This window comes from Novosphingobium sp. BAM6 (assembly GCF_057784955.1).
The window spans coordinates 516,141-541,435 of the sequence record NZ_JBYNTR010000002.1 but is presented as its reverse complement, the minus strand read 5'-3'; the positions used below and the strand labels follow the sequence as shown (position 1 = coordinate 541,435).

The window sequence follows — 25,295 nt, the reverse complement described above, 5'->3', positions numbered from 1 at the left end:
CCCATGGCCGGAAACCCGATGACGCTGTTCTCGCTGGCGCAGAAAGGCATGTCCGCGCAGCTGGTGCGGATGAACGCGGCGGCGTCCAACCTCGCCAATGCCGGTTCGGTCTCCTCCAGCGAGGCGCAGGCCTATCGCCCGATCCGCGCCGTGTTTTCGGAAGACCTCGACAAGGCGAGCGGCCTTGCCAGCGTCTCGGTGCAGGGCGTGATGCGCGAGAACGCCGCGCCGATCCGCCAGCACGATCCCGATCACCCGCTCGCCGATGCCAACGGCGACGTGTGGACCGCTCCCGTCGATGAGAACGCGGAGATGGTCGATATGCTCGAAGCCTCGCGCCAGTACCAGAACATGGTCGAGGCCCTCTCCACCGCCAAGCAACTGATGCTCGACACGATGAGGCTCAAATGACCATTTCTTCCGTAACCTCCACCACACCCGCGACGGCTGCCGTCAAGGACAAGACCTCGCTGTCGGACCTCGATTCAGGGGACTTCATCAAGCTGATGACCACCCAGCTCCAGCAGCAGGACCCTACGAACCCGACCGACAACAACGAGATGCTGGCGCAGATGGCGCAGTTCTCCTCGCTGGCGAACACCACGAAGAGCAGCGAGACGTTGCAGTCGATCGCCGACAAGCTCGACCAGGTGGTCTCGGCCCAGACCGCGACCACCGATGCCGTCGCCAAGCTCGTCGCCGCCCAGTCATCCTCGACCTGATCCCCCTTTCCCTTCGGAGACCGAACCCATGTCCTACTACACCTCGCTGACCGGCCTGAAGAACGCGCAGACCGAACTCAACGTCATCTCGCACAACATCGCCAATGCCGAGACCAACGGCTTCAAGAAAAGCGATACCCAGTTCGCGGACATCGTCTCATCCTCGGTCGTCACCGACCCGGCGCTGACGGTCGGGATCGGATCGCGCGTGGCCGAGATCAAGCAGAACTTCTCGGTCGGCGCGCTGGAGCAGACCGGCAACTCGCTCGACCTCGCGATCGGCGGCGAAGGCTTCTTCACGATCGTCTCGCCCACCTCGGGCCAGACCGAGTTCACCCGCAACGGCTCGTTCAGCGTCGATGGCAGCGGCTATATCAAGAACGCCGAGGGCAGCCGGCTCCAGGTGTTCCCGATGACGAACGGCGTGGTCGATGCCAGCAGCCATCAGGATGCGCTGGCCGCGCCGACCAATGCGGCGGGCTCGACGCTCGCCAGCGTGACCGTCGATCAGGAAGGCCAGGTCGTCGCCTCGTACGACGATGGCACCAACACCACCGTCGGCGTGGTCGCGCTGGCGAACTTCGTGGCGCCCAACGGCCTCAAGCAGACCGGCGATTCGAGCTGGAAAGTCACCGGCAAGTCCGGCGCGGCAAGCTATGGCGCACCGGGTTCGGGCGCATTCGGCGCGATCAATTCGGGCACGCTGGAGCGCTCGAACGTCGATATCGCCGAGGAGCTGGTCGATCTGATCAGCGCGCAGCGGTATTTCCAGGCCAACGCCAAGGCCATCGATACCGCCACGCAGATCTCGCAGACCGTCATCAACCTGCGCAACTGACGGCGCCTGAACCGGAAGGGCTCCCGCGATGGACCGGCTGATCTACACGGCAGTGTCGGGCATGAACGCCTCGATGACGCGCGAGCGGGTGATCGCCAGCAACATGGCCAATGCCCAGACCGTCGGCTTTCGCGCCGAGGAGATCCAGGCAACGCCGATGACGCTGGACGGCCCGCAGTTGCAGGTGCGCGCGATGACCGACACCGAAGTGCGCGGCGCCAACATGAAGCAGGGCGAGATCACCCAGACCGGCCGCCCGCTGGACGTCGCGCTGGATGGACAGGCGATGCTGGCGGTGCAGGTCGGCGACGGGAGCGAGGCCTATACCCGCAGAGGCGATCTCTCGGTCGCCTCCAGCGGGCTGCTCCAGAACGGCGACGGATTGCCGGTGCTGGGCGAAGGCGGGCCGATCACCGTGCCGCCGGGGATGGGCGTGACCATCGGCCCCGACGGTGCGGTGCTCGCCGCCGATCCGGCAAATCCCGGAGGGGCACCGCAACGTCTTGATCGCCTCAAGCTGGTATCCCCAACGGGCAGCCAGATCGAGAAAGACCTCGCCGGCCAGTTTCGCGTGAAAGGGGGCGGCATCCTTCCGGTCGATGAAAACGCCAAGGTGGTGCCCGGCGCGCTGGAGAAGTCGAACGTCAACACCTCGCAGGTCTTGGTCGACATGATCTCCGCCCAGCGCCTGTTCGATATGCGCACCAAGATGGTCGAGACCGCCCGCCAGCTCGACGAGAGCGGCGCCCGCCTGATGCGCATGGATGGCTGAGCCGTAACGGTTCGGCAGCACAACAAGAGGATAACCCGATGCCCAGTTCCGCTCTACAGGTCGCCCGCACCGGGCTTGAGGCGCAGGACACGCGCATGCGCGTGATCGCCAACAACCTCGCCAACGTATCGACCACCGCCTTCAAGCGCGACCGCGCCAACTTCGAGACGCTGGCCTATCAGGACGCGCGCGTTGCCGGTGCCCAGTCGTCCAGCGAAACCGCCTATGCCACCGGGCTGAACCTTGGCACCGGCGTCGGCGTGCAGTCGACCAGCCGGATGGAGACGCAGGGGACACTCCAGAGCACCTCGAACAGCCTCGATCTCGCACTCGACGGCGACGGCTATTTTCAGGTTGCGCTGCCCGGTGGCCAGCTCGCCTATACCCGCGCGGGCAACTTCAGCCGGTCTGCGGAAGGCCAGCTGGTGACATCGCAGGGCTATCCCGTACAGCCCGCGATCACCATTCCCGAAGGCGCGACCTCGATCACGATCTCGACCGACGGCACGGTGTCGGCGCAGCTTTCGGGCCAGTCCGAGCCTTCGCAGCTGGGGCAGATCACCATCGCCAGCTTCACCAATGCGGCAGGGCTCCAGTCCTCGTCCGACAACTTCATGCTCGAAACCGCCGCCAGTGGCCCCGCCCAGATCGGCGTGGCCGGTCAGGACGGGCGCGGACAGATCCGGCAGGGCATGCTCGAAGCCTCGAACGTCAGCATCGTCGAGGAACTGGTCGACATGATCGAGGCGCAGAGAAGCTACGAGATCAACTCGAAGATGATCTCCGCCGTCGACGAGATGCTGAAGAACGCGAACCAGACGCTCTGACCATGAAGCGGCGCATCACCCTTCTGCTTTCGGCGGCGGTACTGGCAGGGTTTCCCGCCCTGCCCGCGCTCGCCGCGAAGAAGCCACCCAAACCTTCGGGCTACGAGCCCACGCTGCCCGCCGCGCCCGCGCCGGTCGCAGCCGCGCCGACCGGCGGCATCTTCTCACCCACGGCAGGCTACGCGCCGCTCTATGCCGGAACCCGCGCGCATGCGGTGGGCGATCCCGTCACCATCGTGCTGCTGGAAAGCACCACCGCGTCCAAGGCGGTCAGTTCCAAGAGCCAGAAGGGCGGCGGCGCCTCGATCACCCCGCCCAGCGCCGGGCTTCTTTCGTTTCTCAACCCGAACGCCCTTAATGCCAGCTCGTCCTCGTCGTTCAATGGTCAGGGCAATGCGGCGCAGACAAGTGCGCTCGCATCGACGCTCACCGTCACCATCGCCGAAGTGCGCCCCAACGGGACCGCGCTGGTTCGAGGAGAAAAGCAGATGTTGCTGAGCCAGGGCGATGAATGGGTCCGCTTTTCAGGGATCGTGCGCCTTGCCGACATCGACGAGGACAACGCCATCGCCTCGACCCGCGTGGCCGATGCCCATATCCAGTATTCCGGCAAGGGCGCGTTGCAGACCGCCAGCAAGCAGGGCTGGCTGGGCCGCTTTTTCAACGCGATCTCCCCGTTCTGATGGCCCGGACGACAACTCCGATCGCGCGACAGATCGCCTCTCTTCTCCCCTCCCGCAAGCGGAAGGGGAGCTGGTGGTTCTTCCTTATCGGCGCGCTGGCCCTGTGTGCTCCCGGCACTGCCATGGCCGAGCGTGTGCGCGATCTCGGCCAGTTCCAGGGCGTGCGCTCGAACCAGTTGACCGGCTACGGCGTGGTCGTAGGACTTCCCGGCACCGGCGACGACAATCTGGAATACCTGACGCAGGCGATGAAGGGCGTCTCGGGCCGCATGGGCCTGACCCTGCCCGCGGGTGTCTCCCCCGGCCTCAAGAACGCCGCCGCCGTGATGGTGACGGCGGACCTTCCCGCCTTCGCCAAGCCTGGCCAGCGCATCGACGTGACCGTATCGACCATCGGCAAGGCCAAGTCGCTGCGCGGCGGCGCGCTGATCATGGCACCGCTCTATGGCGCGGACGGGCAGATCTACGCGATGGCGCAGGGCAACCTTGCCGTCGGTGGCCTCGATGCTTCGGGCAGGGACGGCTCGAAAGTCACCGTCAATATCCCGACCGTGGGCCGCATCGCCGAGGGCGCCTCGGTGGAGCGCGCCGTCGCCACCGGGTTCGATACGTCTCCGGTGCTGCGCTGGAACCTGTTCGACGCCGATTTCCTTACCGCATCGCGCGTGCGCGATGCGATCAACCAGCGCCTGCCCGGCATCGCCACGGTGGAGGACGGGGTGACGCTGGCGCTCACCCTGCCCGCCGATCCCAATTCGCGCGCCTCGATGATGGCGGCGATCGAGATGATCGACGTTGCGCCCGCCGAAACGCAGGCGCGGGTGATCGTCAACAGCCGCACCGGCACCGTGGTCATTAACTCCGCCGTGCGCCTCTCTCCGGCTGCGATCAGCCATGGGAAGCTGACGGTGCGCATCGACGAGGACCAGCACGTCTCGCAGCCGCGCCCGTTCGGCAACGGCCAGACTCAGACCGAACAGCACTCCGCCATTTCGGTGGACGAGGAAAAGCGCTCGGTCGCGCTGTTCAAGGGCGGTGCCTCGCTGTCGAAAGTGGTGGATGCGCTCAATATGCTGGGCGTCACCCCGTCCGATCTCGTGGCGATCCTGGAAGCGCTGAAGCAGGCAGGTGCGCTCAAGGCCGAGATGGTGGTGATATGAGCCCGCTCCTGCCTCCCACCTCCGCGACCGGCGCGGCCACTGCGTTGAACAAAACGACTGGCAAGACTGCATCGAAGTCCGAGCAGGAAAAACTGCACGAGACGGCGCAGCAGTTCGAGGCGCTGTTCCTGCGCCAGATGCTGGGCGCCGCGCGCAAGACCGATTTCGGCAGCAGCAGCGATGAAGGCGCGGTGTTCGGCACCGATCCCGGCACCGACACCTTCCGCCAGATGCAGGACGACAACTTCGCCGACATCACCGCGAAAAGCGGCACGCTGGGCTTCGCCTCGCTGATCGAGGCACAGATGGCGCGGTTCCTGCCCACCGACACAAACAGCGCAGGGGGTGCCGACAAGGGTGCCGCCTCCCCGTCTTCCACCCCCACCCCCGCAGACAAGAAAGGCTGACCGGCGATGTCCTCCGACATGATGTCGATTGCCAAGAGCGGCATCCGCGCCTCGCGCGCCGCGCTCGACGTGACGGCCAGCAACATCGCCAATGCCGCTTCGGAAACCTATGTCCGGCGCAGCGTCACCACGGTCGAGGTGGTGGGCGGCACGCTGTCGATGACGCAGGCCGCCGTCAGCCTATCGGGCACGCGGATCACCGGGATCACCCGCAATGCCGACACGTTCCGGCAGGCCGAAGTGCGCCGCACCGGCGCCGATGCCGCGCGCGCCGATGCCGAAGTGACCGGGCTGACCAGCATCGAGAGCGCTGTCGAACAGTCCGGCGCCTACGATGCGGTCGTCGATTTCGAGGCCAGCCTCCAGCAACTGGCCACCGCGCCCACCGACGGATCGCTGCGCGCCGCCACGGTGGAGAAGGCGCGCACCATGGCGCAGACCTTCAACACCGCCTCACAGAGCCTCGATGCAGCGGGCGACGGGTTGCGGCTGGAGGCTCAGGGCGGGGTCGACAGCGTGAACAGCGCCGCCGCCGCGCTCGCCAAGGTCAACCAGAAGCTCTCGCGCGCCATCGACGGGTCGAGCGACCAGTCCAGCCTGCTCGACCAGCGCGATGCCCTGCTCGAACAGATGAGCCAGCAGACCGGCATCGCCACCACGATCAATGCCGACAAGACCGCGACCGTAACTCTTGGCGGCGCGACCGGCGTGGCGCTGGTGAACGGCGCCAGTGCCGGAACGCTGGCGATGACCAGCGCCAGCGACGGCACGATTGCCTTCTCGGTGACGAACGGCGGCACCGGCAAGGCGGTGGCGCTCGATGCCGGTGCGCTGGCAGGCAAGAGCCAGGCGCTGGTCACGCTGAAAGCCACGCGCGGCCAACTCGATGCGGTCGCCGCCTCGGTGATCGACACCGTGAACGCCGCGCAGGCGCAAGGCGTCGATATCAAGGGCAACGCGGGCCAGCCGCTGTTCTCCGGCACCGGCGCGGGCGACATGGCGATGGTGGCAAGCGGCGGCGATGCGCTGGCGACCGCCCCTGCCGGGGCCGCTGCGGGAAGCCGCGATGCAGGCAACCTCACCGCGCTGCGCAGCGCGTGGGACAGCGCCCCGCCTGCCAAGGCGGTGGATCAGGTGCTGTTCGACATTTCCAGCGCCGTCGCCGGTCGCACAGTGACGCGCGACACGCTGCAATCCATCGCGGACACGACCTCGGCAGCGCTCAAGGCGCAGACCGGCGTCGATTTCGACGAGGAGGCGACGAACCTCGTGCGCTACCAGCAGGCCTATCAGGCCTCGGGCCGGGTGATGCAGGTCGCCTCGGACATCTTCGACACCATTCTCGGCATCAGGTGAGACCATGACCAGCATTCCCGGCAGCGGCGTAACCACAGCGACAGGCGCTTTCTACGACCGTTCGCTCAGCGACATGAAGAGCCTGCGCTCGCAGGCCGAAACGCTGCAGACGCAGGCCTCAACCGGCAACCGGCTGACGCGTTCGTCCGACGATCCGGTCGCTGCCTCGCGCCTGCGGCTGATGGCGCGCGCCGATGCGCTCTCGAAGATCGACACTGCCACCGCCTCTCAGGCGAGTTCGGACCTGCAACTGGCCGATGCCACCATGTCCGACATGGCCGATGCCCTGACCCGCGCCAAGGAACTGACCGTGCAGGCGTCCACCGGCACGCTCTCGGCCGACCAGCGCAAGGCGATCGGCGCGGAACTGGGCAGCATCTACGACACACTGTTCTCGCTCGCCAACACGAAGGATTCCTCGGGCAATGCGCTGTTCGGCGGACAGGGTACGGCGGCGGCCTATTCGCTCGATGCCGCGGGCAAACCGACCTACTCGGGCGGCACTGGCGCGGGGCCCGTGTCGCTGGGCGAAGGGCAGGCCGTCACCCCGTCGATGACCGGGCCGGAGTTCCTCGCCTTCAAGGATGCCGATGGCAACCAGACCGACCTGCTCTCGATGATGAAAGGTCTGGCCGATGCGCTCTCCACCACCTCGGGCGATCCGGTGGCAGCGGCCAGCAAGGGCCTGACCGACCTCGACAAGGGCCTCGATGCGCTCACCACCGGGCAGACCGTGGTCGGCACACGGATGGCATGGATCGACCTCACCACCGACCGGCGCACCACCAGCCAGACCACGCGCACCCAGCTGGAAAGCGACATCGGGCAGGTCGACATCGCCGATGCCGTCACCCGGTTGCAGCAAACGATGACCGTGCTGGAGGCCAGCCAGGCCAGCTTCGCCAAGCTCGCCTCGCTCAGCCTGTTCGACCAGATCAGCTGACAGCCAAGCCCCTGACAGAAAGCCCCGCGCCATGTTCGTAATCATCGGCATCGTCATCCTGCTGGCGATGGTGTTCGGCGGCTTTGCCATCACCGGCGGCGCGCTTGGCCCGGTGATGGAGGCGATCCCGCACGAAATGCTCATCATCGGCGGCGCCGCCGTGGGCGCGATCGTCACCGGCAATTCGATGCATGAGCTGAAAGCACTCGGCAAAGGCATGGCCAAGGTGTTCAAGGGCCCGCGCCACAACAAGCAGGATCATGTCGACGTGATCGTGCTGGTCACGCGGCTGATGAAGATCCTGCGCGCCGAAGGGCCGGTGGCGCTGGAAAGCCATGTCACCGATCCCAAGGCCTCCGCCGTCTTCGCCGAGTTTCCACGCATTCTGGGAAACGACGCGCTCGTCCACCTGATCGCCGACACACTGACGCTGATCGTCGTCTCCTCCGGCACGCTGGAAGTGAACGCGGTGGAAGACGTGATGGACAATGCGATGAAGACGCATTTCCACGAGATGCACGAGCCGCAGCATGCGCTTCAGGGGCTGGCCGATGCGCTCCCCGCGCTCGGCATCGTCGCCGCCGTGCTGGGCGTGGTGAAGACCATGGGCTCGATCGACAAGCCGCCCTCGATTCTGGGCGGGATGATCGGCTCCGCGCTGGTCGGCACCTTCATGGGCGTGCTGCTGGCTTACGGGATCGTCGCGCCGATGGCCGGGCGGCTCAAGCAGATCGTCGAGCAGGACGAACAGATCTTCCACGCGGTGAAGCAGGTGGTGATCGCTTCCTTACATGGCTGGCCACAGCCGCTGGTGGTGGAATCCGCGCGCTCTGGGCTTGGCCATGCCTTCCGCCCCGGCCTCTCCGAACTGCTCGACGCGATGAGAGGCCGCTGAGGTGGCAACGCAGAAGAACGAGTCGCCCCGATCGATTCCGGCGCGCCCGATCATCGTCAAGAAGATCACCATCGTTGCCGCCGGGCATCACGGCGGCGCCTGGAAAGTCGCCTATGCCGATTTCGTGACGGCGATGATGGCGTTCTTTCTCCTGCTGTGGATCGTCGGCGCCACGACCGAAAAACAGCGCAAGGGCATTGCCGACTACTTCTCCCCGACCCTCGTCAAGACGCGCGAGCAGAGCGCGGGCTCGGCCAACGGCCTGCTCGGCGGCTCGTCGCTGGTGGACAAGGACAACCTGCCGCATCCGGGCGGCAGCGGCACGCGCACGATCACCATCCCGCGCGATTCCACCGGCGGCAAGCTGGAGGGCGGCACCAAGATCAAGCGCGCCGCGCGCGCCAAGCAGCGGCTGGAAACCAAGCTCGCCTCCACCCCCGAACTGCGCCGCCTGGCCAAGCAGGTGCGGCTGGTCGATACGACCGAGGGCGTGCGTGTCGATCTGGTCGACAATGCCGATTTCTCGATGTTCCGCATGGGCACGACAGTGCTGACCGGCGAGGCAAGCGCGCTCTTGGGCGCCATCGCGCAGGCCCTCGGCCCCGATGGCGGCCAGCTGACCGTGCGCGGCCATACCGACGCGCTGCCCTACAAGCCGGGCATCGCCGGCAACAACTGGTCGCTCTCCGCAGGCCGCGCCGAGGCGACCCGACAGGCCCTGATCCGCGACGGCGTGGCTGCCGACCACTTCCGCCGCATCGAAGGCGTCGCCGACATGGAACCGCTGATCCCCGCCGACCCCCACGACCCGCGCAACCGCCGCATCTCGATCACCGTGTTGAACTGATTCACCACCCCCCAAAACGCGAAACGGCGGCGGACCGTATCGATCCGCCGCCGCTCATTTCGGTCGCTCGAAGAGCCGGAAGGCTTACCAGGTAAAGCCGACAGTCGCCTGCACGGTGCGGCGGTTGCCGTACCAGCACCAGCTGTAGTTGGCGTAGCAGCTGGTGATGTACTTCTTGTCGAAGATATTGGTCGCGTTGAGGCCCAGCGTCATGCCCTGCAGGCGCTGGCTGACAGCGCCCAGGTTGTAACGGACCAAAGCGTCGAACACGGTGTAGCCTGGGCTGTTCATCGGCTCGTTATTGAGCGCATAGCGACCGGCATAGACGCGATCGACCTGACGCATCACACCACCGATGACAAGACCCTGCACGGTGCCCGACTTCGGTGCCCAGTTCAGGTTGACGCTGGTGCCACCGCGACCGACGGTCGGCATACCGTAGCCCACCAGATCGGCGTTCACGTCCTTGACGTCACGCACCTTCTGGGTGCTGAACGCCGCACGGAAGTTGAAGTCATACGGCAGCGAGCCGCTGGCTTCCAGCTCGAAGCCCTTCGAGCGGACCTTGCCGGTCTGGAAGGCCGCATAAGTGGTCGGGTTCGAAACGACGACATTGGTCTGGGTGATGCGATAGTACGCGCCCGACACCAGGATGTCGGTGCCCGGAACCTGATACTTCAGGCCGGTCTCAAACTGCTTGCCGAGCGAAGGCTTGGCGAGGGTGCCGTCATCGAGCAGCGTGGTTCCCTGCGGCTCGAACGAGGTCGCATAGCTGGCGTAGGGCGACAGGCCGATGCTCGTCTTGTAGAGGACGCCCGCGCGATAGGTGAACTTCTTGTCCTTGCGTACGCTGGTGCCGTTGGTGGCACGCGCCCAGTCCTGACGACCGCTGAGCAGCACCCGCAGACCGCCGACCGAAATCTCGTCCTGCGCATAGACACCCTGCTGGCGCGACTGTGCGGCCGTGAAGTACGGGGTCGCCGTTGCGTTGGCATCGTAATTGCCGTCGGCATCGTAGCCTGCCACGTCATAGGGCGACTGCGGGGTCGGCATCGTGCCGTAAACCGGGTTGTACAGATCGATCGGGGTGGCCGAACCGAACGCATAGAGTTCGGTCGAATGCGCGACCTGACGGTCGACACCGAACAGCAGCGTGTGCGTCAGCGGGCCGGTCTGCACCTTGCCGGTCAGCTGGTTATCATAAGTCCAGCTGTTGAGCTTCTCGTGTGTGGCATAGGACGCACGGTTGTAGAGGGTGGGGTCCGTATCCGCCGAGGTCTGCGCACCGGCGACATAGACGAGGCCAAGGTCGCTGCCCACGTACTGGTAGCGTGCGGCCGAACGGAACTTCCAGCTGCCGCCGAAGTCATGGTTGAAGATGTAGGTCAGGCCGAACTGCTCGCGGCTGAAGTAATCGCCGGGTTCACCGCCATAGACCTTGCTGGAAATCTTGCCGAGATCGCCATTGTCGGTCAGCACGCCGACGACCGGGAAGCCGCCGTAGTTGCCGTTGTAGGGATCGTGCGAGTAGGCGGCCAGCACGGTGAAATCGGTCGAGGAACCGGCGCCCAAAGTTACTGCGCCCGAAACCGTCTGGCGTTCACGCTTGCCATAGTTCTGCTGCGTGTCGGCACCGTTGGCACTGCCGTAAAGGCGCCAGAGCACACTCTGGCCGACCTTGCCGCCCACGTCCGCATCGACGCGGTAGGTGTCGTAGTTGCCATAGGTGCCTGCCACCGAGCCGTAGAAATCACGATCGAGCGGCAGCTTACTCTGCTCGTTGACCAGACCGCCCGGGCTCGACGCACCGTACAGCGCCGAGGACGCACCCTTGACCACTTCGATACGATCGAGGCGCGACATGTCGACCTGCGGCACGGCATAGCCGGTGGCGCTGGAAAACAGCTTCAGACCATCAAGGAAGGTCGGGACGGTGAAGCCGCGCAGGTTAAACTGGTCGTAGACTTCGGCCGAGGAACCGCGGGTTTCCGGGGTGACACCGGCGACGAAACGCATCGCCTGGTTGAGGTTCTGGATGCCCAGATCGGCGATCGTCTTGGAATCGATGACCGAGATCGACTGCGGGGTTTCCGCGATCGGCAGGTCGGTCTTGGTGCCCGAGCTGGCTTCGGTGGTCGGGCGGGCGCCGGTGACGACGATGGATTCGCGCTGGGTCTGGTCCGCCTGATCGCCCGCATCTGCACCGGCGGCATCCGCAAGCGCCGGAGTGGTCAGCGAGAGGGTTGCGAGACAGGCCGCCGCACTGGTCAGAAGCCGGGTGCGGGCGAGATTCTTCGACATCGGGATACCTTCCGTTACAAATTCGTAAGGCGCCCCTACTGCTATTGAGAACGCCTCTCAATGACCGGTATCCGAAAATGATTTGCAGTTGCTATTGCGCAACAGCTGGCCCCAACGGCGCTATCGCGATCGGGACCAATGCAAACGGGCCGGGAGGGTTTGGGGAAACCCGCCCGGCCCGCGACCCGCCGTTATCCGGCGGGCCGGGGTACTTCGTTGGCATGTCGTACTTTTGCAGCGCTTCGACTGTGTTATCGCGTGCCTTTGGCAGCGCTTCGATGCGACCCGAAGCGGCTCTCTTTCAGCCTATCAGCGCAGCAGCGACAGGACGTTCTGCTGGCTCTGGTTGGCCTGCGACAGCATCGCGGTGGAGGCCTGCGAGAGGATCTGGGCCTTGGCCATCGCGGTGGTTTCGGTGGAGTAGTCGGCATCCTCGATGCGCGATTTCGCGTCCGAGAGGTTGGTGCTGTTGCTGGTCAGCGTGTTGATCGCCGATTCGAGGCGGTTCTGGCCTGCGCCCAGCGAGGCGCGCGTCGCGTTTACGTCGTCGAGCGCCTTGCCCACGCTGGTCATCGTCGCGGCAGCCTTGGTCGCATCCGACACGTCGAGGGCGGCGGCGGTCAGGTTGGTGCCGTCGATCGCGGTGCTGGTCAGCGTCACCTTTTCACCCGCATTGGCGCCGGTCTGGATGTCGAAGGTCTTGTCGGTGCCCGCCGTGGTCGAGAACAGTGCGTTGCCGTTGAACTTGGTCTGCGTCATCACGTCCGAGATCTGGCTGGTCAGCGCCGAGACTTCCGACTGCATCGCCGTGCGGTCCGAAGCCTGGTAGGTGCCCGAGGCCGACTGCACGGACAACTCGCGGACCCGCTGGAGCATGTTGGTGACTTCCGACAGCGCGCCTTCGGCGGTCTGCGCCAGCGAGATGCCGTCGTTGGCGTTGCGGATGCCCTGGCTCATGCCCTTGATCTGCGAGGTCATCGAGGTCGAGATCGCCAGACCCGCAGCATCGTCCTTGGCCGAGTTGATCCGCTTGCCGGTCGACAGGCGCTCCATCGCCGTGCCCAGCGCCTTGTCCGCCGCCGCCGACGCATTGCTTGCCCGAATCGCCGAAATGTTCGTGTTGATCACTGACATGATAAAGTACCCTTTGATAAATCTGGAAAATCGCTTTGCGGCGATCCCGGACCATCCGGCAGCACCGTCACCAGCCAGACCGACAGGGCGCGTCGGTTTTTAAGCAGGGCCCGTCGATTTTTTTGGCGGGATGTGCCGATGCGCCTTGGCGCGGCCTCCGCGATCCTGCCGCCTGCAAACGGCAAAATCCTGCCATTGCAATCCTTTGCCAACGTCCCGCGCGATCACCCGCAGGCGCGCGCATCCTCTCTCCTACGGGCAAACCCGAGGGGTAGGGTTTTCAAAAGATTGGCCATTCGCGCGCATACCCGAGTCCGGAACCTAGTACATTCCAACGAGGACTTGGGACTATGGTCGAAACAGCCTTCGACACCGAAAAATCCTGGAGCATCTCGCGCGAGCATGGGCCGCTTGCCCGCCGCGCGGCGGGGATCGCCGCCTCGCTCTACGACATTTCCGCCATCGACCTGCGCGACGCCGACGAACATCGTGCAGCACACCCACGCAGCCGCGTGGTCGGTCTGGCGCGCGGATCGAAACCGGCCCTTACCCGCGAGGGCGGCAACCGCATCCTGCTGACCTATGCCGATCCCGCCAGCGAAGGCGCGCTCGCCCTCGTGCTCGCCGCGCTCGCCGGGCCGCAGGAGCCGATCGCCGCCGATCCGCAGAGCCTTGCCGTCTTCGCGCTGGCCGAACGGCTCGCCGCCAGCGACATTCCCGTGCTGATCAACGGCCCCACCGGCACCGGCAAGGAAGTGCTCAGCCGCTTCATCCACGCCCGCAGCCCCCGCGCAGACAGGCCCTTCATTGCCGTCAACTGCGCCGCGATGCCCGAGACGATGCTGGAGGCCATGCTGTTCGGCCACCAGAAAGGCGCCTTCACCGGCGCGACGGCGGCGTCCGAAGGCTTCATGCGCGCGGCGGACGGCGGCACGCTGCTGCTCGACGAGATCGCCGAGATGCCGCTGACGCTTCAGGCCAAGCTGCTGCGCGCGTTGCAAGAGCAGGAAGTGGTCCCCGTGGGCGCCAGCCGCGCGATCAAGGTGGACGTGCGGATCATCGCCTGCGCCAACCGCGACCTGCCCACCGAAGTCGCCGAAGGGCGCTTCCGCGCCGACCTGTTCTATCGCCTCAACGTCTTCCCGCTCCAGCTGGCGCCGTTGCGCGAACGGGCGGAGGACATCGCCCCGCTCGCCTGCGCGATGGTGCTGCGGCATTCGCAGGACCGGGCACATGATCGGGCACATGACCTCAGGGCCATCCCCTGCCTGTCCGAAGCCTCGCTGGCGCTGCTGAAGCTGCATTCGTGGCCCGGCAACGTGCGCGAACTGGAGAACGTCATCCGCCGCGCGCTGCTGCTGGCGCAAGGCTCCGCGCTGATCGAGCCCGAGCATATCGTGTTCGACCGCCCGGCGCGTCTGGTCCAGCCTTTCGCATCCTCGCCCTTCACCGCGCCGGTGGTAGAGCTTCCCGCCAGCCCGGAGCACGCCAACGCCGAAAGCACCAGCCCCGACAGGGATCGCAACCTCGCCAGCGTGGTCCAGACCTCGCAGGCACGGGTGATCCTCGAAGTGCTGGAAGCCTGTGGCGGTAACCGCCTGCGCGCGGCGCGCGAACTGGGCATTTCCGAGCGCACGCTGCGCTATCGCCTCGCCTCGATGCGCGAGGCCGGGATCGAGGTCGGCCGCATGGCCGGTAGCGCCCGATGAGCGCCACGTCCGGCATCGGGGGCCTTGGTACAGGCGGCGGCATCCAGCAAATCCTGGCGATGCGCCAGCAGATCATCGCCCGCTCCGACCTGCTCCAGCAGTTGCATGCCTCCAAGGATGCGAGCCAGACCGGACAGGCCGGGGCCAGCCAATCCGTCGAAGGCCCCAGCCCCTCGGGCGGGTTCGCGGATTCGCTGAAATCCGCGCTCGATGGCGTCAGCGGCGTGCAGAACCGCGCCGAGGATCTTTCCACCGCCTACGAGCGCGGCGAAGTGACGGATGTCGCCAAGGTCATGCTCGCCCGGCAGGAAGCCGGGGTTGCGTTCGAGGCGACCCTGCAGGTCCGCAACAAGCTGCTGTCCGCCTATCAGGACATCATGAGGATGGGCGTCTGACCCTATGGCCGATATCGTTCCTGCTTCTGCCAGCCCAGCGATCTCTTTCCCCGGAGGCGGATCGGTACTGACGCGCGTTTCGGGCTTCACCGCGCAGCCTGCCGTCAGGAAGATGCTGCCCGCCTTCGTCGGCCTTGCCGCGATCGGCGGCGCGCTGCTGGCGTGGTCGATGCTGAGCCCCTCACCGCAGCGCACGCTCTATTCGCAGCTTGACGACAGCGAGCGCGCCAGTGTCGCCGCCGCGCTGGAGCAGGCGGGGATCAAATACACCATCGACAACCAGTCCGGCGCGCTGACCGTGCCCGAGGGCGACTATTACAAGGCGCGCATGCTGGTCGCCTCGGACGGCGCGCTCGCTGCCCCCGAAAGCGGCGATGCCATGCTCGACAAGCTGCCGATGGGCGCCAGCCGCACGCTGGAGGGCGAGCGGTTGCGTTCCGCCCGCGAGCACGACCTCCAGCTTTCGATCATGGAGATCGACGGGGTGGAAGCCGTCCGCGTCCATCTGGCGCAAGGCGAGAAATCGGTCTTCGTGCGCGACAATACGCCGCCCAGCGCCTCGGTGATGGTACGCCTCGCCCGTGGCCGCACGCTGAGCGACGGGCAGGTGCGCGCGATCGTCAACCTCGTCGCCGGATCGGTGCCGGGGCTGACCGCCGAGGCCGTGCGCGTGGTGGACCAGCACGGCGATCTGCTGTCCGATCCCGATGGCGACAAGAACAGCGTATTCGATCTGCAATCGCGCATGGAAGCCAAGCTGCGCGATCAGGTGGACCAGCTGCTCACGCCGATGCTGGGTCAGGGCAACTTCTCGTCCGAGATCCAGGTCCAGCTCGACATGAACGAGATCACCTCGGCCCGCGAAAGCTACGACAAGGACGGCGTGGTGCGTTCGGAAACGCAGCAGCAGTCGCAGAGCAGCGCGCCGGGGCAGGCAGGCGGTGTGCCCGGCGTGCTTTCCAACACCCCCCCGCCCGCGACGCAAGTGCAGGCCGCCCCGCCTCAGGGCACGGCTCCGCCTGCGCCACCGCCCGGCGCCACGCCTCCGAGCAACGGCGAGAGCAGTTCCTCGCGCAACTACGAACTGGGCCGTCAGGTCGAAGTGACCAACAACCACCCCGGCGATCTCAAGCGCATCTCGGTCGCGGTCGCGGTCAGCCGCGAGGCGATGAAGAACGGCAAGGCGACGGACGTCACCGACCTGCAACAGCTGATTTCCGCCGCCGTGGGCGCAGACACGCAGCGCGGCGATCAGGTGAAAGTCATCATGCGCAATTTCCAGCCGGACGAGACGGTCGCGCCCGCCTTCTACGAGACGCCATGGTTCGCCACTGTAGTACGCAACGTCGCCGCATTGCTGGCGGTGCTGCTGGTCCTGCTGCTCGGCGTGCGCCCGGCGCTGAAAGCGCTACGCGGCGATGGTTCGTCGAAGAAGCAGGCAAAAGGCAGCAATCCTGCCGACATCGCCGCTGCCGCACTCTCCGCCCCGCAGGCCGTACCCGTTCGCTCGACCGAGGGCGTGCAGGTCGATGTCTCGCGCGCCGATCTGCTGAGCGCGCAGGTCAACCTCGCCCAGCGGCTGGTATCCGAAAAGCCCGAGCAGGCGGTGCAGGCGCTGCGCCAGATGCTGAAAGACCCGGCCGATGCCGGGGCGGCGGGTGCGCGATGAGCGAGCAGACGGCGCTGACGACGGACCTTACTGCGGATAAGGCCGCGATCATGGTGATGCTGCTGGACGAGGTGCATTCCGCGCGCATCCTCTCCGAACTCGACCCGCGCGAGCTGCGCCTGCTGGGCGAGAAGATGGTCGCGCTGGGCGAGATCGGCCCGGACGTGATCGCGGGCGCCATCACCGGCTTCGTCGAGACCAGCGAGGCGATGGGCATCACCGCGCACGCCCGGCGCGAGCAGGTCCACACGATGATGACCCGCGCGGTGGGCGAGGTGAAGGCCGACAACCTGATGCACCGCATCGCGCCCGAAGCGCCGCGCACCTCGCCGCTGGAACTCGCGCGCTGGCTGGTGCCGTCTGCCATCGTGCCGCTGATCGTGGGCGAGCATCCGCAGGTCATCGCAGTGCTGCTGGTGCAGCTGGAAGCCGAAGTCGCCGCACAGGTGCTCCACGCCCTGCCCGAGGCGGAGCAGGCCGAGATCGTCCACCGCGTCGCCACGCTCGGCCCGGTCGCCCCCCATGCGCTGGCCATGCTGGACGATTTGCTGACCCGGCGCATCACCAAGTGCCATGGCCGCCAGGCGCTGACGATGGGTGGTGTGCGCGAGGCGGCGGGGATCATCAACGGCGTCGGCAAGCTGGTCGAAAAGCGGGTGATGGGCGAGATCGGCAAGGCTGACAAGAAGCTGGCCAGGCTGATCGAGGAGGAGATGTTCAAGTTCGAGCACCTCTTCGTGCTCGATCCGCAGGCGATGGGCGCGCTGCTGCGCGACACCCCGAACGAGACACTGATCGATGCGCTGAAGGGCGTCTCCGAAGACGAGCGCGAGGTGTTCTTCCGCGCCATGTCCAGCCGCGCCGCCGATGGCGTGAAGGACGAGATCGCCGCGCGTGGCCGGGTGAAGCTGGCCGATGTGGTCGCCGCGCAGAAAGCGGTGGTCGCCACCGCCCGCCGCCTCGCCACCGAAGGCGTGCTGGTGTTCGGTTCGGGAGACGACGACTATGTCTGACTTCGGGTTCCGCTTCACGCCCAGAACGATCTCGGGCCCCGCCTCGCTGTCCGGCGAACTGAGCCTTTCGCGCGGGTTTCGCGCCGACAACCGCTTCGATGCACCGCCGCGTTTCACCACCGCGCGCCCACTGCCCGAAGGCCAGCTGCCGCCGGGGATCGCCCCTGCGCCGCTCAGCGATCCGGTCGCCGATGCCTGGTCGCAGGGGTTCGAGGCGGGCTTCCATCAGGCCGCCGCCGAAGCCGCCGCGCAGCAGGCCGAGGCGACACAGGCGGTCGAAGCGCTCTCCCTCGCCTTCGCGCGGATGAACACCCGCATGGAAGAGGAACTGCGCCTGCGCCTGCGCGAAACGGTCGCCGCGCTGTGCGAGGCCGCGATCGCGCCGATGACCCTCGATCCCGAAGCGCTCTCCCGCCGCGTCGCCAAGGCCGCAGGAATGCTGGCGCGCGCCGACGACGAGCGCGTGGTGCGGCTGCATCCCGAAGATCTGAAACTGGTGACCAATCGCCTCTCGCCCGACTGGAAGGTGGAGCCCGACCCTTCGCTGGAGCGTGGCACCGTGCGCGTCGAGGCAGCCTGCGGCGGTGTCGAGGACAGCCCCGCCCTGTGGCGTGAGGCGATCCGCGAAGCGCTGCACCAGTGTTGAGCGCGCGCTCTGAAGACATGCTCGAAACGCTGTTTGCCGAAATGGGCACAACCGCGCTCGATCTGGCGCCGCGTCGCTACGGTGTCGTCACCGCCTGCGACGGCGGCCTGCTCGAAGTGATGGGGATTTCGGTGCCGGTCGGCGCGATCTGCCGTGTCGCCTATCGCCGCGAGAAACCGCTGGCCGCCGAAGTGATCGGCTTTCGCGGCGGCAAGACGATGATGATGCTTCTGGGCGATACCGTCTCGCTGCGTCCCGGCGCGCGTGTGGTGCCCGAAGGCCGCCCCGGCATGCTGCCGGTGGGCGAGGCGTTCCTCGGCCGTGCGGTCGATGGCGAGGGGCATCCGATCGACGGCGGCCTGCCCATCGCCTGGCGCGACGAGGCCCCGGCCGGCGGCATCCGCGCCTCCGCGCTCGATCGCAGCCCGGTGCGCGTGCCCTTCGATACCGGAGTGCGCTCGCTCAATGCGATGATCACGTTCGGCGTAGGCCAGCGCGTGGGGGTGATGGCGGGATCGGGCGTCGGCAAATCGGTGCTGATCGACATGATCGCGCGCGGCGCCGCCAAGGCCAGAGGCGCCGAAGCGATCGTCGTCGGGCTCATCGGTGAACGCGCACGCGAGGTGTCCGATTTCGTCGAGCGGCACATGGAGGGCGAGATCCGCCACAGGACCGCCATCGTCGCCGTGCCTGCCGACCACGCGCCCAACCTGCGCCTGCGCGGCGCGATGCTGGCGACCGCCATGGCCGAGCACTTCCGCGCACAGGGCAAGCGCGTGCTGCTGATCCTCGACAGCCTGACCCGCGTCGCCCACGCCGCGCGCGAGATCGGGCTCCTCCTGGGCGAGCCGGGCGCGGCGCGGGGCTACCCCCCTTCCGCGCTGGCGACGATCACCAAGCTGGTCGAGCGCGCGGGCAACTCGAAGGCCAGCGGCGGCTCGATCACCGGGCTCTACACGGTGCTGGCGGATGGCGACAACCAGGACGATCCGGTGGTCGATACCGCCCGCGCGATCCTAGACGGGCACATCGTGCTCTCGCGCGAACTGGCGCAGCGCGGGCAGTACCCGGCAGTGGACATCGCCGCCTCGCTCAGCCGGGTGATGAACGACATCGTGCCCGTCGAGCACCGGCGCCTTGCAGGCACGTTCCGCGCCTTGACCGCCAGTTACGAGGCGAACCGCGATCTGGTGCTGATGGGCGCCTATCGCGCCGGGGCCGATCCGCAGCTCGACCGCGCTATCGCCATGCAGGCCAGCCTCACCCAGTTCCTGAAGCAGGATGCCGACGAGACGATCGATCTTGCCACCAGCGCCAGCCAACTGGCCGGGCTGCTGTCATGAGGCGTTGCCATGGGGCATTGGCATGAGCCGCGAGGCGCGCGCCAAGCTGGCCCGGCTGCGACGGCTGGAAAAGGTCCGCGCGGTGGCCAAGCGCACGGCCATGCTGGAGGCGGCGGCGGCGGAAGGCACGCTGGGCCAGCTGCGCGCGCTGAGCGAACGCACGCAGGCGATGGCGCAAGGCTATGCCAGCCGCACGGACATGGCCGACGGCGCCTCTCTGGTGCGTCTCGGGGCGTTTGTGTCCGGTCTGAACCGGCTTGTGCAAAGCACCGAGCACGACACGCAACGCGCGCAGAACATTGCCGATTCCCGAATGAAACAGCTGGGCGAGGCGGAACGCCGTCGTGCCGCCGTGGAGGAACGCGCCCAGCTTCAGGCCCGCCTGATCGCCCGCACCACCCAGCCGCAAGTGCTGGGCGGCATGCGTAAAAGCGGCGCCGAGGAATCTGGCACGGATCGTGAATAGCACCGGTCACGACTGACCCCAAGGACCACCGCGCGCATGATCCCCTCGCCCTCGCCTGCCCTGCCATCCCTTCCCGGCGCCAACCCGCTGAAAGCAGGCGTAAAAGCCGGTCCGGCAGAGGTCCTTCCCGCGCCCGCAGGCACCGCGCCGCTCGACTTCTCGCAGGTTCTGAATGCCAGCGTACCGGCTCCGACAAAGATCGGCGGCAATGCTTTGCAGGCCGCTCCCGTGGAACCTGCCGTCGAACCTGCCGCGAATATCCCGCCTGCCCCCGCCCCCGAAAGCGCAGCCCCGGAGACAAGCGCTGCGGGGCCTTCCGGCAAGGGCGGCAAGATCTTGCCGGGGCGCGAAAAAGTCGCGGCAAACGCGATACGGGAGGCGGCGCAGAACAGGTCCGCCGAGAAGCACTCTGGCAAAACGACAGACAAGGTATCGCACGGGATATCGGGCGAAACGCCGATGGCCGCACCGCAGATGGCGAACAGCGAAAAGCTGATCCTGACGGCAGAACCTTCGCTCCCCGAAAATCCGCAGCCTGCTGCGACGAGCAGCGCCCCCCCGCAAGCCCCCGTCGTCGCCCAACTTCCTCCTGCCGCAAACATCGGGACCGCAGGGGCGCTGGCGCTGCTTCAGACCCGAAACGCGCGCGCGCCCATGGCTGCGACGACGCCTCTGACGCCCCCTTCCGTTTCGTCTCCGATCCGTGTGGCCCCGCCTGCCGCAACGCCCGCTGTGGTGCTGGCCGCGAATACCGGGGCTATCGCCCTGCCGCTGCAATCGCCCGATGCTCCGCCGGAAGGCCGTGTTCCGAACAGCCCTGCACAAACCGGCGTTCCGCCTTCCGCACAGCCTGTCGCCATAGAGCAAGGCCGTACGGCGGACATGCCGGATGTACGCCTGACCGCGCCGGTCGTCACCCCTGCTTCCACACCGATGGCCGCGACGTCGGAAGTGCTAAAGGCAGGCGCCCGAACAGTACCCGACGCCGTCCCTGCGGCTGTCCCGCAGGCGCCGGAAGCCCCCGTCGATGCCCCGGTATCGCGGACGCCACCCACCCCGATGCAGATGCCCTCGACGACCGCACAGGACGTGCCATCAACGCCAGCGCGCCCGCATGACCCCGAACCTGCCGCCGATCCCGTCGCGACGGCACCGCTGGCAAGCGCCCCCGCTCCAACGCTCGCAACCACCCCAGCACCGACGACAACCGCGCCCTCGCCCGAAGCCCCGCAGGACTTCGCCACGCTGGTCCAGCGGCTCAACGAGGCGCGCGAGGCAGTGACGCCGCAAGTCGTGCAAACCGCGCTGGTCCATGCCGAGTTCGGGCGCGTGAACCTGGCCCTGCGCCACGAGGACGGCGGCCTCAGCGTCACCATGGCCAGCCTCGACCCGACTTTTGCCCCTGCCGTTCAGGCCGCGCTCGCCGCCGGCGCCGATACCGCGCGCGAGCGGATGCAAGGCGAGGCGCAGCAGCAGGCGCCCTCGCGCCACGGCAGCGAACCGCGCAGCGAAAGCAACCCGCAGCGGCAGGATGGCAATGCGAACTCGGGCGGCAGTCCCGCGTCTGCCAACGGCGCTCCCTCTGGGAGCACCACCGCCTCGAACAGCGGCCAGCAGCAGCGCGACACCGCGCGCGGGAACGCTGCAGCGGACAGCCGCCCGGCGCGCAACGGCGGCTCCGGCACCGGCTTTCCCGGCGGCGACGCCCCATCGCCCTCGCCCCGCAGCGGCCCGCAGGCCAGCGGCCTCTACGCCTAACCTCCCCTGTTTTTCATGAAGGATACCCATCGTGAGTGATGCCGCCCCTCAGGACGACAAGCCTGCCAAGAAGAAGAGCAAGCTGCCGCTGCTGCTGGGCGCGCTCGTCCTGCTCGGCGTGGGCGGTGGCGGCGCCTATGGGGCAATGCAGGCCGGGCTGCTGGGCGGTGGCGAGCACGGCAAGGTCAAGGAACCGGACGTTCCCAAGCTCATCCGCAAGGGGGAGGAAGACCCCTATGCCCCCAAGGCCGAAGGCGGCGAGGAAGGCGGCGCACCTGAAGTGGAGGGAGAAGGCGGCGATGAATACCGCGTCGCCTATTACACCTTCGCGGACGAATTCACCTCGAACCTCAAAGGCTCGGATGCGCTGGTGCAGGTCTCGCTGGCCTGCTCCACCCGGCGCGACGGACGCGTGCTGATGTGGCTGAAGAAGCACGAACTGGCGATCCGCTCGCGCCTGCTGGCGGTTCTCGCCGATACCACCGAGGAGGAGATCACCACGGTCGAGGGCAAGGATCGCCTGCAAAAGCGGATGACCGCCGAAATCAACACGGTGCTGAAGCAGAACGAGGGCTTCGGCGGCGTCGATGCGGTCTATTTCCGCAATTTCATCATCCAGTGATGCCCCGGTGCCTGCCATGAACGCCGCTGCCAGTCCCCCTCCGCCGCCCCGCCGCCAGAATGGTCGGCCCACGGGTAAACGCAATGCCCGCCACTGCCCCGAACTGCTGGGCGAAGGGCCTTCGCTGGGCGAACTTGCGCCTGCGCTGGCGATGGCGGGAGAGCGCCTGGCCCGCGCCTTTGCCGAAGGGCTGGCCAAGCTCGATGCCGGGGCCGCCGCGCAAGTGCGCGCCGCGATGCCGCACGAGGCGCGGATGCAGGATCTGGCCGCCGCTGTCGCCTCGGACGCTACCGCCTCGGTGGAGCCGCCTGCGTTGCCCGGTATCCATGTCCAGCTGGCGATCGGCGTGGCCGGACATCGCGCGCTGACCTCGTTCGAGGGCGCGGCGCTGTTGCGGATGATCGACCGGCTGTTCGGCGGACGCGGGCGCCTGCCCGCCACTGCCGGGCCTGTCCTGCCGCTCTCTGCCGAATTGCTGCTGGCGCGGCTGGAAGAGGTGCTCACGCTCGCCCTGGCACAGGCGCTGGGCGTGGCAGGCGACAGCGTGCGGGCGCTGCGCCGCGAGGACGACCTGCGGCTGATCGATGCCTTCCCCGCGCACGAGGAAATGCTGGTGCTTTCGCTGGAGGTCCGCGATCTCGATGGCGAGCGCTGGCACCTGCCGATCGCGTTCCCGCAACCCACGCTGGCCGCGCTGCTGGCCCCGCCGCGCCGCCGGGTGATCCCCAGCCTGCGCCCGGAGCGGCATGCCGGCCCGTCCGATCCGACGGTCGAGCCCTTCGCCTCGCTGCCCATCGCGCTGACCGCCGTGCTGGTCGACATGCCGATCGCGTTTGCGCGCCTGTCCGAACTGAAGCCGGGCGACGTGCTGCCGGTCACGGTCACGCGCCACGTTCCCCTGCAGATCGGTGGCCGCACCTTCGCCACCGGCACCATCGGCGAGATAGACGAGCGCGTCGCCGTGCAGATCGCCTTCCCCGAAAGGACCGAAAGACCATGACAACACCCGTCCGCACGCTCGATTTCCTGCGCGATGTCGATGTGCGCCTGTCCATCGAACTGGGCCGCACCGAGATGAAGCTGAAGGACGTGCTCGCGCTCGGCCCCGAAAGCCTCGTCACGCTCGACCGGATGACCGACGACCTGCTCGACGTGCTGGTCAACGGTAAGCCGGTGGCACGCGGCGAGATCGTCTCGCAGAACGGCCGTTTCGGCCTGCGCATCGTCGAGATGATCGGTGAGGGCGAGGCCGGGGGCAACGACGACCCCGACGGCGATGCCCCGGCGATGCCCGGTGTCGGCCGCTTCTGATGCTATGGTACGTCCTCAAGCTGGCGATCATGCTGCCGCTGATCGCGCTGGCGATCTGGGGCTCGCTGAAGCTGGCGCGCCGGATGCAGGAGAAGGCCGGGATCGGCAGCGGCACGAAGTCCGTCCGCGTGATCGAGACGACGATGCTTTCGCCCACGCTCAAGCTGGCGGTGATCGAGTTCCATGGGCGCGAGATCCTCGTCTCGGCCTCACGCGGCGGGCTGACCCGGCTGGCCGAGGCGCCGGCGCGGGCGAAAGCCGAATTTGCGGTGCCTTCGACGCCCCCTCCCTCCCCGCCTCCCCCCGCGCCCCGTCCTGGCTTCGAGATGCCGAACTTCCGGAACGACGGCGCGTGAGGGCACGCTTCGCCAGACTGGCTGCTTTCGGCGCGGCGTGCGCGTCCTTTGCCGGGGCGACGCTGGCCCATGCCCAGGATGTAGCCGCACAGGCACAAGCCGCGCCCGGCGGAGGAGCCCTCTCCGGTGCGCTGGACCGCGCGCTCGGCTCGCTGAACGGCGGGGGCACGGGTCCGGGCGGGCAAAGCCTGAGCATGTCGCTGCAGCTGCTGCTCGTCATGGGGCTGCTGACGATCCTGCCCAGCCTGATCCTGATGATGACCAGTTTCACCCGCATTCTGGTGGTTCTGGCGATCGTGCGGCAGGCGCTGGGCCTGCAACAATCGCCGCCCAATCAGGTGCTGATCGGGCTGTCGCTGTTCCTCTCGCTGTTCGTGATGTCGCCCACGCTGGACCGCGTGAACCAGACCGCAATCCAGCCCTATTCGGCGGGCCGGATCAACGCCGAGCAGGCGATCCAGAACGGCGGGCGCGAGTTTCACGCCTTCATGATCCGCCAGACCCGCGAGCGCGATCTGGCGATGTTCGCCGACATGGCCAAGGCCCCGCGCTTCAATTCGGGCGCCGATGTGCCGTTCTCGATCCTGCTGCCCGCCTTTGTGACCAGCGAATTGAAGACCGCGTTCCAGATCGGCTTCATGCTGTTCCTGCCGTTCCTGGTGATCGACCTCGTCGTCTCCTCGGTGCTGATGAGCCTTGGCATGATGATGATGAGCCCCACCGTCGTCTCGCTGCCCTTCAAGCTGCTCCTGTTCGTGATGATCGACGGCTGGTCGCTGCTGATGGGCTCGCTGGCGGCGAGCTTCGGCTAGGGAGGGCACGCGCGATGGACGACATCACCGGATTGCTGGCCCTTGCCGACCGGATGCTGTGGACCACCGCGCTCGTCGCAGGGCCGATCCTGCTGGCCAGCCTTGCGGTCGGCCTCGTCGTCGGGCTGGTGCAGGCGGCGACCTCGGTGAACGAGCAGACGCTGACTTTCGTGCCCAAGCTGGCGGTGATCGCCTTCATGCTGATCGTGCTGGGCAGTTCGATGATGACGCTGATCGGCGATTTCGCGTCGGATATCTTTGCCCAGATCGCCAACATCTCGCAGGCCCAGCAGGTGGCGCCGTGATCCAG

Annotated in this window: 28 protein-coding genes; 26 read left to right on the top strand and 2 right to left on the bottom strand. The window is 67.2% G+C overall.

What is annotated here, in order from left to right:
* The first annotated feature begins 3 nt into the window (after positions 1-3).
* The 12 genes from flgC to AC3EC3_RS11185 are packed head-to-tail and all read left to right on the top strand — an operon-like array spanning position 4 to position 9,450.
* Complete coding sequence (flgC, locus tag AC3EC3_RS11240; protein ID WP_488489690.1) at positions 4-411, top strand: flagellar basal body rod protein FlgC; 408 nt, start codon at positions 4-6, stop codon at positions 409-411.
* Complete coding sequence (locus AC3EC3_RS11235) at positions 408-722, top strand: flagellar hook assembly protein FlgD (RefSeq protein WP_488489689.1); 315 nt, start codon at positions 408-410, stop codon at positions 720-722. The genes flgC and AC3EC3_RS11235 overlap by 4 nt, the downstream gene beginning before the upstream one ends.
* Positions 723-750: 28 nt before the next feature.
* Positions 751-1,560 (top strand): flagellar hook-basal body protein, encoded by an 810-nt coding sequence (locus AC3EC3_RS11230; RefSeq protein ID WP_488489688.1) that lies wholly within the window; start codon positions 751-753, stop codon positions 1,558-1,560.
* 28 nt (positions 1,561-1,588) lie between these two features.
* Positions 1,589-2,332, top strand: a complete 744-nt coding sequence (locus tag AC3EC3_RS11225) for a flagellar basal body rod protein FlgF (RefSeq protein WP_488489687.1) — start codon at positions 1,589-1,591, stop codon at positions 2,330-2,332.
* 38 nt (positions 2,333-2,370) lie between these two features.
* Positions 2,371-3,159, top strand: coding sequence for a flagellar basal-body rod protein FlgG (gene flgG, locus AC3EC3_RS11220; protein ID WP_488489686.1), 789 nt, complete (start codon positions 2,371-2,373; stop codon positions 3,157-3,159).
* 2 nt (positions 3,160-3,161) lie between these two features.
* On the top strand, positions 3,162-3,842 hold the full coding sequence (locus AC3EC3_RS11215; protein ID WP_488489685.1) for a flagellar basal body L-ring protein FlgH: 681 nt from the start codon (positions 3,162-3,164) through the stop codon (positions 3,840-3,842).
* The gene (locus AC3EC3_RS11210) at positions 3,842-5,002 is read left to right on the top strand and encodes a flagellar basal body P-ring protein FlgI (protein WP_488489684.1); all 1,161 of its coding nucleotides are present in this window, start codon (positions 3,842-3,844) and stop codon (positions 5,000-5,002) included. The genes AC3EC3_RS11215 and AC3EC3_RS11210 overlap by 1 nt, the downstream gene beginning before the upstream one ends.
* Positions 5,003-5,046: 44 nt before the next feature.
* Entirely contained in the window at positions 5,047-5,409 is a 363-nt protein-coding gene (locus tag AC3EC3_RS11205; RefSeq protein WP_488489683.1) for a rod-binding protein, read from the top strand.
* A 6-nt stretch (positions 5,410-5,415) separates the two neighbouring features.
* Positions 5,416-6,765, top strand: coding sequence for a flagellar hook-associated protein FlgK (gene flgK, locus AC3EC3_RS11200; protein WP_488489682.1), 1,350 nt, complete (start codon positions 5,416-5,418; stop codon positions 6,763-6,765).
* A gap of 4 nt (positions 6,766-6,769) precedes the next feature.
* Positions 6,770-7,708: a flagellar hook-associated protein FlgL gene (gene flgL / locus AC3EC3_RS11195; protein ID WP_488489681.1), complete on the top strand. Its 939-nt coding sequence runs from the start codon at positions 6,770-6,772 to the stop codon at positions 7,706-7,708.
* 31 nt (positions 7,709-7,739) lie between these two features.
* On the top strand, positions 7,740-8,603 hold the full coding sequence (motA, locus tag AC3EC3_RS11190) for a flagellar motor stator protein MotA (protein ID WP_260925040.1): 864 nt from the start codon (positions 7,740-7,742) through the stop codon (positions 8,601-8,603).
* A gap of 1 nt (position 8,604) precedes the next feature.
* On the top strand, positions 8,605-9,450 hold the full coding sequence (locus AC3EC3_RS11185; protein WP_488489680.1) for a flagellar motor protein MotB: 846 nt from the start codon (positions 8,605-8,607) through the stop codon (positions 9,448-9,450).
* An 84-nt stretch (positions 9,451-9,534) separates the two neighbouring features.
* On the opposite strand, the gene AC3EC3_RS11180 is transcribed toward AC3EC3_RS11185, so the two are convergent.
* Together AC3EC3_RS11180 and AC3EC3_RS11175 are read right to left on the bottom strand one after the other, a co-directional pair.
* Positions 9,535-11,751, bottom strand: coding sequence for a TonB-dependent siderophore receptor (locus tag AC3EC3_RS11180; protein WP_488489679.1), 2,217 nt, complete (start codon positions 11,749-11,751; stop codon positions 9,535-9,537).
* 309 nt (positions 11,752-12,060) lie between these two features.
* Positions 12,061-12,885, bottom strand: coding sequence for a flagellin N-terminal helical domain-containing protein (locus AC3EC3_RS11175; protein WP_488489678.1), 825 nt, complete (start codon positions 12,883-12,885; stop codon positions 12,061-12,063).
* Between the two features lie 350 nt (positions 12,886-13,235).
* On the opposite strand from AC3EC3_RS11175, the gene AC3EC3_RS11170 reads away from it, so the two are divergent.
* The 14 genes from AC3EC3_RS11170 to AC3EC3_RS11105 all read left to right on the top strand — a co-directional run bounded on the left by AC3EC3_RS11170 (position 13,236) and on the right by AC3EC3_RS11105 (position 25,290).
* The gene (locus tag AC3EC3_RS11170) at positions 13,236-14,594 is read left to right on the top strand and encodes a sigma-54 interaction domain-containing protein (protein ID WP_488489677.1); all 1,359 of its coding nucleotides are present in this window, start codon (positions 13,236-13,238) and stop codon (positions 14,592-14,594) included.
* Positions 14,591-14,989 (top strand): flagellar hook-basal body complex protein FliE, encoded by a 399-nt coding sequence (gene fliE, locus AC3EC3_RS11165; RefSeq protein WP_488489676.1) that lies wholly within the window; start codon positions 14,591-14,593, stop codon positions 14,987-14,989. Before AC3EC3_RS11170 ends, fliE begins: the two co-directional genes overlap by 4 nt.
* 4 nt (positions 14,990-14,993) lie before the next feature.
* Positions 14,994-16,658 (top strand): flagellar basal-body MS-ring/collar protein FliF, encoded by a 1,665-nt coding sequence (gene fliF, locus AC3EC3_RS11160; protein WP_488489675.1) that lies wholly within the window; start codon positions 14,994-14,996, stop codon positions 16,656-16,658.
* Entirely contained in the window at positions 16,655-17,671 is a 1,017-nt protein-coding gene (locus tag AC3EC3_RS11155; RefSeq protein ID WP_488489674.1) for a flagellar motor switch protein FliG, read from the top strand. Before fliF ends, AC3EC3_RS11155 begins: the two co-directional genes overlap by 4 nt.
* Positions 17,664-18,317: a FliH/SctL family protein gene (locus tag AC3EC3_RS11150; protein WP_488489673.1), complete on the top strand. Its 654-nt coding sequence runs from the start codon at positions 17,664-17,666 to the stop codon at positions 18,315-18,317. The genes AC3EC3_RS11155 and AC3EC3_RS11150 overlap by 8 nt, the downstream gene beginning before the upstream one ends.
* A gap of 17 nt (positions 18,318-18,334) precedes the next feature.
* Entirely contained in the window at positions 18,335-19,660 is a 1,326-nt protein-coding gene (locus tag AC3EC3_RS11145) for a FliI/YscN family ATPase (RefSeq protein WP_488489849.1), read from the top strand.
* 22 nt (positions 19,661-19,682) lie between these two features.
* The gene (locus tag AC3EC3_RS11140) at positions 19,683-20,126 is read left to right on the top strand and encodes a hypothetical protein (protein WP_488489672.1); all 444 of its coding nucleotides are present in this window, start codon (positions 19,683-19,685) and stop codon (positions 20,124-20,126) included.
* Between the two features lie 36 nt (positions 20,127-20,162).
* A complete protein-coding gene (locus AC3EC3_RS11135; protein ID WP_488489671.1) occupies positions 20,163-21,884 on the top strand; it encodes a hypothetical protein in 1,722 nt (573 codons plus the stop codon).
* 31 nt (positions 21,885-21,915) lie between these two features.
* Positions 21,916-22,506: a flagellar basal body-associated FliL family protein gene (locus AC3EC3_RS11130; protein WP_488489670.1), complete on the top strand. Its 591-nt coding sequence runs from the start codon at positions 21,916-21,918 to the stop codon at positions 22,504-22,506.
* Positions 22,507-22,522: 16 nt separating this feature from the next.
* Positions 22,523-23,506, top strand: a complete 984-nt coding sequence (locus tag AC3EC3_RS11125; protein ID WP_488489669.1) for a FliM/FliN family flagellar motor switch protein — start codon at positions 22,523-22,525, stop codon at positions 23,504-23,506.
* Positions 23,503-23,817 (top strand): flagellar motor switch protein FliN, encoded by a 315-nt coding sequence (gene fliN, locus AC3EC3_RS11120; RefSeq protein WP_488489668.1) that lies wholly within the window; start codon positions 23,503-23,505, stop codon positions 23,815-23,817. The genes AC3EC3_RS11125 and fliN overlap by 4 nt, the downstream gene beginning before the upstream one ends.
* On the top strand, positions 23,817-24,173 hold the full coding sequence (locus tag AC3EC3_RS11115; protein ID WP_488489667.1) for a flagellar biosynthetic protein FliO: 357 nt from the start codon (positions 23,817-23,819) through the stop codon (positions 24,171-24,173). Before fliN ends, AC3EC3_RS11115 begins: the two co-directional genes overlap by 1 nt.
* A gap of 62 nt (positions 24,174-24,235) precedes the next feature.
* Entirely contained in the window at positions 24,236-24,985 is a 750-nt protein-coding gene (gene fliP / locus AC3EC3_RS11110; protein ID WP_488489848.1) for a flagellar type III secretion system pore protein FliP, read from the top strand.
* A 14-nt stretch (positions 24,986-24,999) separates the two neighbouring features.
* A complete protein-coding gene (locus AC3EC3_RS11105; RefSeq protein WP_260925074.1) occupies positions 25,000-25,290 on the top strand; it encodes a flagellar biosynthetic protein FliQ in 291 nt (96 codons plus the stop codon).
* The last annotated feature ends 5 nt before the right edge of the window (positions 25,291-25,295 follow it).